Annotated in this window: 9 protein-coding genes; 8 read left to right on the plus strand and 1 reads right to left on the minus strand. The window is 52.3% G+C overall.

The annotated features are described in order from the left end of the window. Window positions 1-27: 27 nt before the first annotated feature. From E5J99_RS03115 to E5J99_RS03150, 8 genes are all read left to right on the plus strand, one after another. On the plus strand, window positions 28-1,536 hold the full coding sequence (locus tag E5J99_RS03115) for a SusD/RagB family nutrient-binding outer membrane lipoprotein (RefSeq protein ID WP_135496256.1): 1,509 nt from the start codon (window positions 28-30) through the stop codon (window positions 1,534-1,536). A gap of 333 nt (window positions 1,537-1,869) precedes the next feature. After that, a complete protein-coding gene (locus tag E5J99_RS03120) occupies window positions 1,870-2,991 on the plus strand; it encodes a cytochrome c (protein ID WP_135496257.1) in 1,122 nt (373 codons plus the stop codon). A 196-nt stretch (window positions 2,992-3,187) separates the two neighbouring features. Beyond that, complete coding sequence (locus E5J99_RS03125; protein WP_135496258.1) at window positions 3,188-6,427, plus strand: SusC/RagA family TonB-linked outer membrane protein; 3,240 nt, start codon at window positions 3,188-3,190, stop codon at window positions 6,425-6,427. Between the two features lie 25 nt (window positions 6,428-6,452). After that, a complete protein-coding gene (locus E5J99_RS03130; protein WP_135496259.1) occupies window positions 6,453-8,042 on the plus strand; it encodes a SusD/RagB family nutrient-binding outer membrane lipoprotein in 1,590 nt (529 codons plus the stop codon). Window positions 8,043-8,086: 44 nt separating this feature from the next. Next, window positions 8,087-8,671 (plus strand): hypothetical protein, encoded by a 585-nt coding sequence (locus E5J99_RS03135; RefSeq protein ID WP_135496260.1) that lies wholly within the window; start codon window positions 8,087-8,089, stop codon window positions 8,669-8,671. A gap of 356 nt (window positions 8,672-9,027) precedes the next feature. Further along, a complete protein-coding gene (locus tag E5J99_RS03140; RefSeq protein ID WP_245318693.1) occupies window positions 9,028-12,150 on the plus strand; it encodes a SusC/RagA family TonB-linked outer membrane protein in 3,123 nt (1,040 codons plus the stop codon). Window positions 12,151-12,170: 20 nt separating this feature from the next. After that, on the plus strand, window positions 12,171-13,646 hold the full coding sequence (locus E5J99_RS03145) for a SusD/RagB family nutrient-binding outer membrane lipoprotein (protein WP_135496262.1): 1,476 nt from the start codon (window positions 12,171-12,173) through the stop codon (window positions 13,644-13,646). 72 nt (window positions 13,647-13,718) lie between these two features. After that, window positions 13,719-14,180 (plus strand): hypothetical protein, encoded by a 462-nt coding sequence (locus tag E5J99_RS03150; RefSeq protein WP_135496263.1) that lies wholly within the window; start codon window positions 13,719-13,721, stop codon window positions 14,178-14,180. A 122-nt stretch (window positions 14,181-14,302) separates the two neighbouring features. Here E5J99_RS03150 and E5J99_RS03155 read toward each other — a convergent pair whose 3' ends face one another. Beyond that, window positions 14,303-15,031 carry an SDR family NAD(P)-dependent oxidoreductase gene (locus tag E5J99_RS03155; protein ID WP_135496264.1) on the minus strand — a complete coding sequence of 243 codons (729 nt, stop codon included), beginning with the start codon at window positions 15,029-15,031 and terminating at the stop codon, window positions 14,303-14,305. Window positions 15,032-15,093 lie beyond the last annotated feature (62 nt).

Genomic DNA, 15,093 nt, shown 5'->3' on the forward strand with positions numbered 1-15,093 from the left:
GGCCCTCTTACCCTCTCATTACTTTCTATGTTGTCCAAATACAATAAAATCGCACTGATGCTGCCGTTGGCCCTGGGCCTGGGCGCATGCGAAAAAGGGTTCGATGAACTCAACACCAACCCTAACAATCCATTAACGATCAGCCCTGAAACGCTTTTGACGGGCGCAGAAACGGCTACCGCTTTTCGCCTGTTCGACGTTCCCGTCAACATGGACGGTGGTTTGCTGATCGTACAACATTGGGCGAAGTCTCAATATACCACCGAGGATCAATACAGATTCCGGGCTACATCTTACCAAAGCATCTGGGACGGTTTTTATACCGGTACAGCTGCTTTGCCCGGTGGCTTGAAAGACTTCAATGAGTTACTTCGTATTGGGAAGGAAACCAATAACCCCAACCTGCAGGCAGTTGCGATGATTATGCGCAGCTACTACTTCTCGGTGTTAACCGATGTTTTCGGTAATATTCCCTACACGGATGCCCTAAAGCTTTCTAATGAGGTGAACATCATCACACCTAAGTATGATGCTCAGGAAGTAGTGTATACGGGATTACTGGCGGAGCTCAAGCAGGCCACGACTCTGCTAAAGACGAAGAGTTCGTTACCCGTGAGCGGTGACGTGATGTACGGGGGCGATATGACCAAGTGGGAGAAGTTCTCCAACTCATTGCGCCTCCGTCTGGCCATGCGCGTTTCTGACGTGAAGCCCGCTGTAGCCCGTACCGAAGTTGCTGATGTATTGAACGGCTCAAACTTGTTAATGACAAGTAATGCTGACAATGCTCAGATAGTGTTCTTGGGGGCCCAGCCCAACACCAACCCGATCTTTGAGAACCGTCTCACTCGTGATGATCACCGCGTAAGCCAGTCCATTACTTCGGTACTTAGCCGCCGTAATGACCCGCGCCTCCCTGTTTACGCTAATCCCGCGCTGTGTGCAGGCCTCACTGGTGACTCTACGGGTCTCTATCGAGGCGTAAAGAATGGCCTTTCCAACCCGGTAGCTGCCCGTGGTCCCCTGTGCAGTATGTCCAAGGTAGGTGACTTCTTTACTAAGCCTAGTGCCCCGGGTGTGCTGATGACTTACTCGGAGGTTCAGTTCTTTATTGCGGAGGCTAGAGCTAGGACGTTTGTTTCCGGCAATGCTGAACAAGCCTATCAGGATGGAATTAAAGCCTCACTTGCTCAATATGGTATCGTAGATGCAACAGCCGTGAAGACTTACCTCGATCAGGCTTTGGTGGCATATGACAAAACCAGTCTTGAGTCGCAGAAGGAAAGCATTGGCACCCAGAAATGGATTGCGCTGTATGGCCAAGGCGTTGAGGCGTGGTCTGAGTTCCGGCGCTTAGATTACCCTAAACTGAGCATTGCCGCCGTGCCGACGGGAGCGGCCGGGGGTAAGTTTCCTACCCGCTTTCGCTACCCTGCCAACGAGCAGTCGATCAACACGGCAAACTACACTGATGCAGTTGCTCGCCAAGGAGCTGACCTGATCAGAACCCGTTTGTGGTGGGATGTTAAGAATTAGTTTTTAACAAGCTCTCTTTTTGAAAAAGCCTCCTATCAGAAGATGGGAGGCTTTTTTGTGTTGTGCCAGAGAATTTCCCGGTAACTTAGAGGAATGAACCACGCCAATTTTCAGGTTTACCTACAAGTGCAGCGTCTTATTTCATCTTGCTTGTACAGCCGAGAAAAAGGGATACTCTCGATTGTCTTTTTGTGTCTTCTCGCCCAGCAGGGCCTAGCCCAACAAAAGCAGATTACCTACTCGGAGCATGTGGCCCCGATAATTGCTGCGAATTGTGTTTCGTGCCATAAGCCGAACGGAGCAGGGCCCTTTTCCCTACTGACTTATCCTGACGTGGCCCGGCGCGCCAAGACCATTCAGCGGGTCACCGAAACGCGCTACATGCCGCCCTGGAAAGCTGACACGCATTTTACCTCCTTCGCCAATGAACGCCGCCTGACTGAGGAGCAGATTGGCCTGATCAAACTATGGGTGGAAGCAGGTGCCCCCCAGGGCTCTGAGCGAAAAGCCAAAAAGGTGGAGCTGCGCGGTCAGATACCCTTAGGAAAGCCGGACTTGGTGCTGCAGCCCAAAGATGCATTTCGCATTAAAGGCGACGGAAACGAGCACTTTGTGATGTTCAAGATTCCCTTCGAGCTGGCAAACGCCCAGCCTATTCGGGCTCTTGAGTTTGTCGCCAATAACCGGCACTTGCTGCATCATGCTAATTATGCCGTGCAGAGTGTTGGGCCGGAGGTAGACATCTACAAGGGCAGTGACCTGGTGATTTCTGACCAGTTCCTGACCAACATGCAGGAGTTTAAGCCCCTGATGCAGGAAGTAGCTTACTACGGCGGCTGGATACCGGGCAGCACTCCTCAGGAGTTCCCAAGTGGCGTCGGTTTTACCATGCCCAAGCGGGGCGTTATCTTGCTCACAGTCCATTATGGTCCTTCGGCAGTAGACACCACCGACTGGTCTAGAGTCAATATCTACTTTGCCAAAACGCCCATTAAGCGTGAGATAAAGGCCTTGAGCATTGGATCGGCGGGCGTGGGCGAAATCACGCCCCCGCTGATTATTCCAGCGGATAGCATCAAGAAGTTTAGAGTCGACCTGAAGCTGGCGCAGGATCTTTCCCTGCTATACGTCTGGCCCCATATGCACTTGCTCGGCAAGTCTTTCAAGGCGTGGGCAACGGCCCCAGACGGTACTCAGATCAATCTGGTCAGGATTCCGGACTGGGATTTCCGCTGGCAGGAGGCCTACCGGTTTCGCCAGATGCAGCATTTGCCCAAGGGCGCAGTTATCACCGTAGAGGGCGAGTATGATAACTCGGCGGCCAACCCCAATAATCCCTTCTCTCCCCCGCGGCGCGTCATCTCTCAGGACCTGATGGAAAGCCGCAGCGAGATGCTCAATCTGATAATTCTCTTTCTCCCATACCAGACCGGCGACGAAACCAACGTCTTATGAATAATTATGGTGCTTGCTGTGTGGAATTACTGTCTGTTAAGCATCTCATTTGGTAGGAAGCGGAACGGCTCTCCTCTTTCGAGTTGCTTTTGCTCAGCCGATTTGAAGTAGCTGATGCAAAAAATATGTTCTACTTTTAGCAATTGACACTTTTCCACAACCTCGCATTTTTTTTCATTCTCACTTTACAATTTTCATGAAAAGACTCTTACTACTGAGTTTAGTCCTGTCTTTGACCCTGATTGGGCGCGCATGGGCGCAGAATCGGGCCATTTCAGGACGAGTACTCGATGTCACAACAAACGAAGGCTTGCCAGGGGTAAGCATTCTGGTGAAAGGTACCAGCATTGGTACTGCTACCAATGCCGAAGGCACCTATACGCTGTCAGTTCCAGCTGATGCCACTACCCTGGTTTTCAAGCAGCTGGGCTACGGCTCGCAAGAGCGTGCCATTACGAATAGCAACACCATCGACGTTACGATGGCCGTTAGCACCGAGGAGTTGAGGGAAGTAGTCGTAACAGCGCTGGGTATTTCGCGGGAAAAACGGGCTTTGGGCTACGCAGTAGCCGATATCAAGGCCGAGCAGCTGGTACAGAAGTCGGAGCCCGATGTAATTCGTACCCTGGCTGGCAAAGTTGCCGGTGTTGTCATCAACAATGCCAGCAGCACTCCTGGAGCGTCAACTCGGATTATCATCCGTGGCAACACTTCCTTGACGAAAACCAACGGCCCGCTGTTCGTCGTCGATGGCATACCGTACGACAACCAGCAGACCGACTCCGATGATCCGTTGGTAGAAGGCACGAACTACTCCAACCGGGCCGTGGATATCGACCCGAACAACATTGCTTCGACTACCGTCCTGAAAGGTGCTGCAGCTGCTGCACTCTACGGCTCCCGGGCTGCAGGCGGCGTTATCGTCATCACAACTAAAACCGGCAGCAACCAGCGTGGCACCAAAGGCATTCAAATTGGCTACAACACCGCTTACTCGGTAGAAAGCATAGCTGGTTTGCCAGAATATCAAAACAGCTACGGCACGGGTGCCAACTATGTTGGCCCATTCCTGACCAATGGTTCGTGGGGTCCACGATTTGGTAGCGCGCAGGCTCCGGCCACGATTCCGCATCCCCAGGCTGGCAATCCTAACTTCCCGAACATCGCGCCCGACGCCACTATTCCTTACCAGGCGGCACCCAATAACGTGAAGGACTTCTTCAACACGGGTAGCCTGTTTGAAAACTCAGTTTCGTTGACCGGCAACAGCGACAATGCCAAATTCACGGCCGTTTTGTCGCGTGCCGACCAGGAAGGCATCGTGCCCAACTCCTCTTTTGTTCGTAACAACATCAGCGCGGGTGGTTCGGGTGTCTACAACAAATTCACGATTGGTGGCAACGTGGCTTACACCAACTCGGTGCAGCGTGGCCCCCTCGTGGGTGGCAGCGGCGCCCAGGGCGGTGGCTCTGCTTTCTCGCGCATCATGTTCCTGCCCCGCAACCTCGACTTGCAGGGCTTGCCTAACACCGACCCGGTTACAAATGCCTCCGTATTTGGCTGGCTGTCGGCACAAGCGGACAACCCCATCTGGTCGACAACCAACAACTCGTTTTCTTCCCGCGTCGACCGGGTAGTAGGTAGTGTATCGGGTAGCTATGCTATCAAAGACTGGTTGTCGTTGAGCTACCTGGGTGGCGTTAACACCTACACCGACTCCCGTCGTTCGACTATTCGTCCCGGCAACACCAGCCTCTACAACGACGGCCGCGTAGTGGAAGACTTGTTCCAGAATACCGAATTGGAGCAAACCGTATTGCTGACCTTCGACAAAAACCTGACGGAAGACATCAGCCTGAAGGCTATTGTCGGCAACAACCTTAACCAACGCCAATTTGAGGCGGCTTCCTTCCTGGGCCGGGGCATCATCGTTTTCGGCATCGACAACATAGGTAACACGAAGGCCACGCAGCCCTACGGTCAGGAGCTCAGAAAGCGTCGTTTGGTTGGCGCGTTGAGCGACGTAACGCTTGGTTACAAAGACTGGGCTTACCTGAACGCAACGGCTCGCAATGACTGGTCTTCGACGCTGAACAAAAACGGAGAAGTAGGCAACACCGGTCAAGGCTTCTTCTATTACAGCGCCAGTGGCTCCATTATCTTCACGGAAGCACTCAATCTGGACTATTCCTGGCTGTCGTCGGGTAAGATTCGGGCTGGCTATGCTCGGGTCGGCAATGACGCGTCTCCTTACGAAGCGGGTCGCACTACCTACACTACGAACCCGCGCTACGGCAACAACGTCGGCACCACCGATTTCCCCTTCAACGGGGTACCGGCGCTGGCGTTGAACTTTGCTATCAGCAACCCTAATCTGACGCCTGAATTCACCAATGAAATAGAGGTCGGCACGGATCTGGACTTCTTTAAAGGTCGCGTTACGGTAGGAGCCTCCTACTACAGCCGCCTGTCGACCAAACAGATTGGTAACGTCTCATTGCCTACTGCTACGGGCTACTCGGTAAGAACCTCCAACTTCGGCGAGATTTCGAACAAAGGGGTAGAACTAGCCACGACGGTAATACCGGTAGATCTGAAAGGATTCCGCTGGACCAGCACCTTCAACTTCACCCACAACCAGAACATCGTGGAGAAGCTGACGGATGGAGTCGAGATGATTGCCATTACGGCAGGCTTCGGCTCGGGCTTGGTACAGCCTATTCTGATGCCGGGCCAGCCCTACGGCGTATTGTTTGGCTCGAATGCTGAACGTGACGACCAGGGCAACTTCCTGGTGGACCCTACCACGGGGAGGCTAATTGCGTCGCTGAACCCTAAGATTATTGGCAATCCCAACCCACAGTTCCTGATGGGCTTCATTAACCAATTCTCGTACAAGGGCCTCACACTTAATACCCTGATCGACTATCGTAAAGGTGGCAGCATCTATTCCACTACGCTTCAGTCGGAGCTAGGCCGGGGTGTGACCAAGGATACGGAAGACCGCGACCAGCTGCTCGTAATTAAAGGGGTACAAGGCGACCCCATCACGCGCGAGCCGATTCGGGATGCTGATGGCAACACGATACCAAACAACAAGGCCATTTCGCTGAACGATTATTACTTCGGCGCGGGTTCAGCAGGTATTGGTGGTTCGGCAGAGCAGTCCATCTATGATGCCACTACCGTGCGTCTGCGCGAGGTGACGTTGGGATATGATTTGCCAAAATCGTTGCTGCAGAAGACTCCTTTCAGCATCATCAACGTTTCGCTGTCGGGCCGTAATCTGTATTGGTATTCGCCAAACATTCCGAAGTACACGAATTTCGACCCCGAAACCAGCACCTACAACTCGGGCTCCAATGCGCAGGGCATCGAATTCACGAATGCTCCATCGACGCGTCGTTATGGCGTAAACCTGCGGGTTACCTTCTAGTCTTGACCTTCTTGCTTTTCCTGATATGAATTTACGTAAAGGTACTACTGCCCTTGCTCTGCTGAGCTTGTTGGTAGCAACACCGGGGTGCAAAGATTTCTTCGACATCAACGTCGATCCGATCAACCCTACGACGGCACGTCTCCCCGAATTATTACCGGCCACTCAAGGCTCCATGAGTGTTTACCTGGGTTTAAGCGCCCTGGGATTGAGCCAGTCTACTTCCACGCTGGTCAACCAGCTCTCCAGCCCTCGGGATATTGGCTCCTACACGCCCGACGGTGACTCCTACAGCAACCAATGGTCTGGCCTGTATTCCGACTGCCTGATCAACAACGAGCAGGTCATCATCCAGGGCACCGCTTCCCAAAACTGGGACTATGTGGGCATCGCTCAGATTCAAAAAGCATTCGTATTCAGCCAAATGGTTGATATGTGGGGCAGTATTCCCTACTCCGAAGCACTACTAGGTGAGGCTAACCGGGCCCCGAAGTTTGACAAGGACTCGGATATCTATAAGAGCCTGTTCACTCTCATCGATGCAGGCATCGAAAACTTGGCCAAGCCGGGGTACAGCACCACGCTTGAGGATGCCGACCTGATTTATGGTAGCAGCGGTGCCGCGAGCAAAGAGAAATGGGCTCGTTTGGGTCGTACGCTAAAGCTGAAGCTCTACAATCAAATCCGGTTGAATCCGTCGGAAGTTATCAGTGCGTCTGAGCTGACTACCAAAGTGACGGAGTTGTTAGGCCAGAGCCTTATTGCGTCTAATGCCGACGACTACGAGTTCAAGTACAACAATTCTGTTACGCCTGAAAATCGTAATCTCGGCTTCATTGCTGACTACGCCACCCCCAGCCGTGAAAACACCATTGGCCGGTTCTTCTACGTAGACATGATGACGGCGCGGAATGATCCGCGGGTGAACTACTACTTCTATAATCAGCTGGCGACTACCTCTCCTCGGACGGGTGCCGATTTCCAGCTGGGTCGCTTTGTAACTGTGTTGCTGGGCAGCATTGGCCCAAATGCAAACCAGGCCAACTCGGAGTTCCGCACGCTTCCGGGTCTGTACCCGGTAGGCGGCAGATACGACAATGGTGTGGGAGGAGTGGCCAATGCATCATCCGGCAAAGGGGTAGTTGCCCAGCGCTTTCTCACCTACGCCAGCCGCTTCTTCACCGAAGCCGAAGTGCGTCTGACAATTCTGAAAGACCCAACCGGTGCTCGCACAGCCTTGGATAAAGGAGTACAGGCTGCATTTGATAAGGTCAATGCTATTGCTGCTGCAGATGGCAGCCCCCTGATTTCAGCCGCTGACATAGATACCTACAAAACGGCCGTACTAAGCCGCTATGGTGCTGGAAGCCTCCAGGTTATTATGGAGGAGAAATACAAAGCGGGCTTTGGCTTTGGCGAAGACATCTACACCGATTATCGTCGCACGGGCTTCCCAGTAATCACCCTGCCAGGTAGCCCAGCCGAGCCTAATACCCGCATCACCGGCGGCTACCCACGGCGCCTGCCGTATCGGCAAGACGACCTGACGTCGAACCCGAACGCGCCACAACAGGTGAATGTAGTACTGGATCGGATTTTCTGGGACAAACGCTGAGGCTGTTTCGCCAGTCCGATTCACCATTTCAACTTCGACATCTCATGAAAAAAATATTTTTGGGCTTATGCCTCTTCGTTGCCGCCAGCGGAACACTTAGCTCCTGCAAAGATGACAGCAAGCTGCCGGCTCCAGCCGCAGAGAGCGTCCCGGCTATTTTTGCCGTACCTACCGCCGGTAAGGATTTCTATAACTACGATGCGGCCAGGGCAGCAACCAGCACCAACCCTACCCGGCCCATCTTCGAATTTGTCCTGAATCCTACCGAGCGCGACTTAAAGCTCGAAACCATTGAGGTCTATAAAAGCTACCGGCGCGGTGCCGTAATAGGCCCACGGGTTAAAGTAGGAGACTACAGCTCTTTTCCTGCTACCGTTTCTGTCAGCAGCCGCGATGCCCTTCAAGGGTTGAGCCGTCTCTCCGGAAAGGATTTGGTACCCGTAATTCCGGGCGGCGGACCTGACGTGACCAACAACCTGATTGTCCAAGGTGATGCTATCGTCTTTACTTTCGACTACATCGTGCAAGGTGGCCGTCGCATTACTATCACTCAGCTCAATGCGTTCAACGCCCCTACGGGTACTTACTCGCTGCCTCCTTACGTAGCAGTGGCGGTATTCCGCCGTTAAGCGACAAATCAAGAGATTGTAAGCAAAAAGTGTTGATCCCGACCTGGGGTCAACACTTTTTTTGTGGTATCCTAGACAGGGAATCATGTATAGCATTTCGCGTTTTTATCTAATACATTGAACTGTAGTACTCAATAAATATTACTATTGTAATTAATATTATAAAATAAACATTAATTAAAATTCATCTTAATACTATCCCTATGTCTATTCACGAAAAAAAAAGTGCGCGGAAAATTTAGTTTCGCTCAACAGTGAGTATTTTTAAGAAGTAAAAGCGGTCCTTTCGCCTCGCTTGTATTCTAACCCAAACTTTTTTCTGCATGAAAAAAATTCTATTCATGAGTTTTTTACTCATGTTCACCTTGCTACAACAGGTGACAGCCCAAAACCGGAATGTGTCTGGTCGGGTTACGGACCGCCAAACAGGTGAAGGCCTGCCAGGGGTAACGGTTCTGCTAAAAGGTACTACTAATGGAGTATCGACTAATTCAGATGGTACTTTCAGCTTGACTGCTCCTGCTGAGGGAGGAACTCTTGTCTTCAGCTCGGTTGGTTATGTCTCGTCTGAGCGGCCGATTGGCACTGAAAACCAGATCAACATTGGTCTGGCTAATGATTCAAAGCAACTGAGTGAAGTAGTGGTTACGGCCTTCGGCCGTGAGCAGGAGAAAAAAGCAATTGGTTTCTCGGTGGCTGAAGTAAAGTCGCAGGAACTGATCCAGGCTCGTTCTACGAACGTCGTTAACTCGCTGAGTGGCAAAGTGGCTGGCGTACGGGTACAAGGCTCTAGCGGCATGGTGGGCGCTTCATCCAACATCTTCATCCGCGGTATGACCACTTTCACCGGCAGCAACCAACCCCTGTTCGTAGTAGATGGTATTCCAATCGACAACGGTGGTGGTGGCAATGCTTTGCAGCGAGGTGTAGCCAATTCCAACCGTGCTATTGACATCAACCAGGACGATATCGAGACGGTATCCATCCTGAAAGGCCCAGCGGCCGCAGTACTCTATGGTTCGCGGGCTGCTTCGGGTGCCGTAATCATCACGACCAAAAAAGGTGCTACCCTCGGCAGCAAAAAGCAGGCTGTCACGTTTACCTCCAACTACAACCTTGTAAAGGTTGGTCGTCTGCCCGATTACCAGAATACCTACGGCCAGGGCAACTTAGGCAACTTCAGCGCCATCAGCGGGCAGTCGTGGGGACCGAAAGTAACGGGCCAGACGGTGAAAAATTTCCGTGGTGAGGACGAGGTCCTGACAATCAGGCCTGACAACGTACGGGACATTTTCAAGACCGGCTCGAACTTCCAGAACAACGTGGCTCTTTCGGGTGCTACGGACCGTACTCGCTACTATGCCTCCTACGGTAACCTGCACGAAGTAGGTATTCTGGATAATAACGACCTGAAGCGGAACACGGTAACGTTCAACGGCAACGCTCAGCTCACTAATAAGCTGCGCACGGGTACCAACCTCATTTTCTCGAACAGCGTTTCGCAACGGACTGTTCAAGGTAATGCCTTGGCTAACCCTTTCTTCGCTACGTTCTCCCTGCCACGCACGATGGATATTCGCAAATATCCATTTGAGACGCCTACCGGCGGCCAGATCAACGCTGCTATCGTTGGTACGCTCACGCCCAACAACACGTACTATGGCACGGCTGATAACCCACTGTGGACCATCAAGAACAACACCTACGACGACGAAGTAAACCGTATCGTTGGCAACGTAAGCATTGGCTACGACTTCACCGATTGGTTGTCGTTGGACTACAAACTCGGTACGGACACCTATTCTCAGCAGTCTAAGGCCGTGAATGCCCGCGACAGCCGCGGCATTACGACTACAAGTGACGGTGGTGGTTCTTTCGTAGGTAACATCCAGGACGAGACGTTCATCCGTCGGGAATTGAGCTCTTACCTGACGCTGAACATCAAGCGTAACATCACGGAAGACTTTACTGCTCGTCTGTTGTTGGGTAACGAAATCAACCAGCGTCGTACGGACAACAATGCAGTAGTAGGATCTGACATTCAGGTACGCGGCTTCGACAACATTTCCAACACGAAAAACTTTACGCCTTTCGCTGAGAAAACCACCCGTCGTTTGATCGGTGTGTATGGTGATCTGCAGCTGGGCTATAAGAACTTCGCGTTCCTGGGCCTGTCGGGTCGGAATGACTATTCGTCGACCTTCAGTGCCGACAAGCGTAGCTACTTCTACCCCGGTGCCTCGGCCAGCCTTGTGCTCAGCGATGCTATTCCATTGCTGAAAGAAAACGGCATTCTGGATCTGTTCAAAATTCGGGCGGCTGCCGCACAGGTAGGTCGTGAGGCTCCTGTATATGGCACCAATACTACCTTCCAGTCTACCAACGTTACCGATGGCTTTGGCCCGGCAATTAACTATCCTTTCCTCGGTCAGGTAGGTTTGACCTACAGCAACGTGGGTGGCAACGTCGACCTGGGTCCTGAATTCACGACCAGCTACGAAGCCGGTGCTGACTTCCGTTTCTTCAAGGGCCGTCTGGGCTTGGAAGCTACGTACTACGTGCAGCAGAGCAAAGACATCATCTTTGCCGTACCTCTTTCCGCTACTTCCGGCTTCACGAGCATCAACCGTAACATCGGTACTTCGGAAGCACGTGGTGTCGAGTTGATGATCAGCAGCACTCCGCTGAAGCTTGGTGACTTCACCTACAGCAACTCGTTCAACTATTCACGGGTACGCAACAAAGTACTGGAGCTGGCTCCTGGCGTAGATTTCATCCAGCTTGGTGGCTTCACCACTCCCGGCACTCGCCTGATTGCTGGCCAGCCTTATGGCGTGATCTTCGGCTCGAAGTTCCTGCGTCAGAACGGCGATACAGGTCCATTAGTGCTTACAGCTCAGGGCCGCACTCAGCTGCAGCAAAACGCCGGTGTTATCGGTGATCCTAACCCAGACTGGACGGGCGGCTTCACGAACACCTTCACTTACAAAGGCCTGACGCTGAACACGCTGTTGGATATCCGGGTAGGGGGCGAAGTGGTATCGCGCAATATCAACGACCTACGTCGTTTCGGTGCTGGCGAAGAAACTAGCGACCGTGACCGTACCTACATCATCGACGGTGTTATCAAACAAGCTGATGGTACTTTCACGCCTAACAATGTTCAAATCATTGCGGAGAACTATTTCAACGACTTGTATGGTTTCGGTTCATATGAGAACACCGTATTCGATGCCTCTTGGTTACGTCTGCGGGAAGTAGCGCTTACCTATGCGCTTCCCCGCACTCTTATGGATAAGACGTTCCTGGGCGGTGTAGAACTGAGCCTGAATGCTCGCAACCTGTTCCTGTACGCACCGAATATCCCTCACATCGACCCCGAGGTGAACACGACCGGTGTAAGCAACTCACAGGGCTTCGAGTTCAACTCCTTGCCACAGTCGAAGATGTACGGCGGCTCTATCCGTCTTACTTTCTAATCCTCTAGTTCCTCAACTGAATGAAAACTTTTCGTTTCGCAAAATATGTCGTTCTAACTGGAGCAATAGGCCTTCTGGGCTCTTGCGACAGTTTCCTGGACGTGAACGTGAACCCAAACGCGGTGGTGGTGGCTCCGGCCGGCAGCGTAATGGTTGCCGCTCAGACCCAGCTTGGCTTCCTGATGGGGTCCGATTTGCATCGCTTTACTTCGCTCATCGCGCAGCAATTTGCGGGGCATGGTGGCTTAGGTATCCAAACGGTGGTGTTCGATCGGGGTATAATTACCGGTACTGACGTCAACAACCTTTTCCGCACGACCATTTATGCTGCTGCTTTAGCTGACATGCAGCAGCTCATTGTCAGTACCCAAGAAACCAGTCCGGTTTACGCGGGTATTGCCAAGATTATGCAGGGCTTCCTGTTCTCTGTCACTATTGATAGCTTCGGTGATGTTCCAGTATCCGAAGCATTGAAGTTTGCCACCAATGGCCGCCCGGTTTATGACAAGTCGGAAGATGGGTACAAGTTTGCTATTGGCCTGATTGATGCCGGTATCGAAGATATTAAGAAGGCCAGCGCCCTCAAGCCTGGTGTCGATGATTTGATCTACGGTGGCGACCTGGCCAAGTGGGAGCGGTTCGCCAACACGCTGAAGCTGCGGATGTATCTTCACTACTTCCCCAAGCTTTCGCAGAACTCAAACGCTGATTTCGCTACGCTGCTGGCAAAGGGCCCCACGACTTTCATGTCGGGTCTCGGCGACAACTTCCAGCTCCGGTTTGAGAATACGGTAGGCAAAACCAATTCTATCGACCAGTTCGAGCGGGCACGTCCCAACACCTTCTATCCCAGCACATCCCTGGTTGGCATCATGAATACGAAGGCGGACCCTCGCCGGCCCTTCTTCTTCACTGACGTAGCTGTGGCTCCTGCTACAGGGGTTTACATCGGTGCAGGTAACGGCACAGGGGTTGGGGCTCCTACCCCCAACGCTTTTTCGCGGATGCACACTTATCTGCGGGGTGCCCGGACGGGCACAGGTCTGGATGACTACGCGGGAAACACTCCGATCCGGATGCTGACCTTCGCTGAGTACCAGTTCATTCTGGCCGAGTACTACGTTCGTACTGGCAACCTTGCCTTGGCTCAGACGGCCTTTAATGCAGGCATTAACGCCTCGATGACCATGGCTGGCGTTACAGCAGCGGCGGCCGATGTCTACGTTAAGGCTCGTCCGGCCTTGACGGCAGATAATGGCATTCAGCAAATCATAGAGGAAAAATTTGTAGCCAATTATGGTGTTGCAGTAGAGCCATGGACGGATTATCGTCGTACAGGCTTCCCGGTTTTGACGGTACCTGCTAATGGTCAGTCTACATCTATTCTGCGCATCCTACCTTACTCTGACGCAGACCGCGCTGCGAACCCGGCAAATACGCCGGCTCGCACGGATCTGACGACTCCTTCGGTTTTCTGGGACCCAGGTAAGAAGTAGACCATTCTTTCTGGTGGGTGCCCGTGAAAAGGCACCCACTAGATTTTTCCTCTTTAGTTTCAGCCTTTCCTCATGAAAAAGATTATTTCCCATTTCTTGTCGCTGTTTGTAGCTGTTTCGCTACTGGCTGGCTGCAAAGAAGATGAGCCCGACTTTAACGTAACACCCAAGTCATCCATCGTTTTTGATGATAACATTGATAAAGCCACAGCAGACTTTAAACTGGCCGACAATGTTGCTATCAGAGTTGGCATCATTGGTAGCGCTACCAGCGTGCGCGTTACCAGCAACTACAGCGTTGGTACTACGGCTAAAACCAAGGACTTAGGCACCGTAGCAGTATCTAATGGGGTGGCTGTATTCAGCGTTCCGTCTAATTCTCTCCGTAACTCAGCTGACGGTGCTATAGTGGGAGCCAGTGATGTTGCCCCCACCTCTTCGCGGCCCGCTAATACTTACAACCTCGCGGTGGATGCTTTTAATCCTGACGGTAGCTCGGAGCGTCGCTTCTTTAGTGCAGTGATTGTGCGTTAATTGTTGGCAGAAAACTGACTCCAACATTTAGTTTTAGAAAGTCCCGATTGTATAAATCGGGACTTTTTTTTATGCTGATGCTGTACGTATAAAAGCCGTTACAACAGAAAGTGGAGTAAGAATTATAGATCCGCGAGTCGTACTCCTACTGGAGTTTGCTGACGTGTATTGCTTTGCAGCCACCTCACAATTTTATCTGCTACTTGCTCAGGTGAAGGCAATTGTCTCTGTTCGTATAACTCACCAAAACGAGCGGCCTCACTAAAGACGCCAACCTCTGCCGTGCGGATCTGCTCCTGCATCGCCGTATCTACTACCCCAGGTGACAAGCAATGCACCCGTACGCCGGAGCCACGGAGCGCCTGCTCCTTGTGCACGGTAGCAGTCAAGGCCTCTAAGGCGGCCTTGGAGGCACAATAAGCAGCCCAGCCATCGACAGGACGCTGAGCCGCGCCACTACTGATATTTAGTATCGTACGGGGGACAGGCATTTCGGAGTAGACCCGCAGAAATGCATCCATGAGCACGGCTGGCACGACGACATTTACACTGAACACGAAGCTGTAGTCGGCATTAATCTGTTCTCCGCAGTACCCTATTTCGCCAAGCACAGCGGCATTGTTGATAAGCGTTATACCGGCGGCATCGGGCAAGCGGGGAAACACGCTGTGCACGTTATTTTCTACTGCTACACTATCCGAAAAATCCAGATGCGTATGCCTGTAGCGTTCGTTTTCAAGGGATGCATGGCGAGAGACGCCAATCACTGTAGTATCGGGCTGGCGCAGAATGGCTTCAGCCAGGGCTTTGCCTAGTCCACGGCTAGTGCCGGTAATGATGTAGTATTGCATGGGGCACGTTTCGTTTGGCAGAAATACCAGCCTCTATCTCAAGACCAGGGATGTAAACGAAA

It is taken from the genome of Hymenobacter elongatus, from assembly GCF_004745955.1.
In the GTDB taxonomy this organism is placed as follows: Bacteria; Bacteroidota; Bacteroidia; order Cytophagales; family Hymenobacteraceae; genus Hymenobacter; species Hymenobacter elongatus.

Excerpts from the sequence above, each read along its gene's own strand:
- E5J99_RS03115 (WP_135496256.1), top strand. The coding sequence starts at position 28 with ATGTTGTCCAAATACAATAAAATCGCACTGATGCTGCCGTTGGCCCTG.
- E5J99_RS03125 (WP_135496258.1), top strand. The coding sequence starts at position 3,188 with ATGAAAAGACTCTTACTACTGAGTTTAGTCCTGTCTTTGACCCTGATT.
- E5J99_RS03130 (WP_135496259.1), top strand. The coding sequence starts at position 6,453 with ATGAATTTACGTAAAGGTACTACTGCCCTTGCTCTGCTGAGCTTGTTG.
- E5J99_RS03135 (WP_135496260.1), top strand. The coding sequence starts at position 8,087 with ATGAAAAAAATATTTTTGGGCTTATGCCTCTTCGTTGCCGCCAGCGGA.
- E5J99_RS03140 (WP_245318693.1), top strand. The coding sequence starts at position 9,028 with ATGTTCACCTTGCTACAACAGGTGACAGCCCAAAACCGGAATGTGTCT.
- E5J99_RS03145 (WP_135496262.1), top strand. The coding sequence starts at position 12,171 with ATGAAAACTTTTCGTTTCGCAAAATATGTCGTTCTAACTGGAGCAATA.
- E5J99_RS03150 (WP_135496263.1), top strand. The coding sequence starts at position 13,719 with ATGAAAAAGATTATTTCCCATTTCTTGTCGCTGTTTGTAGCTGTTTCG.
- E5J99_RS03155 (WP_135496264.1), bottom strand. The coding sequence starts at position 15,031 with ATGCAATACTACATCATTACCGGCACTAGCCGTGGACTAGGCAAAGCC.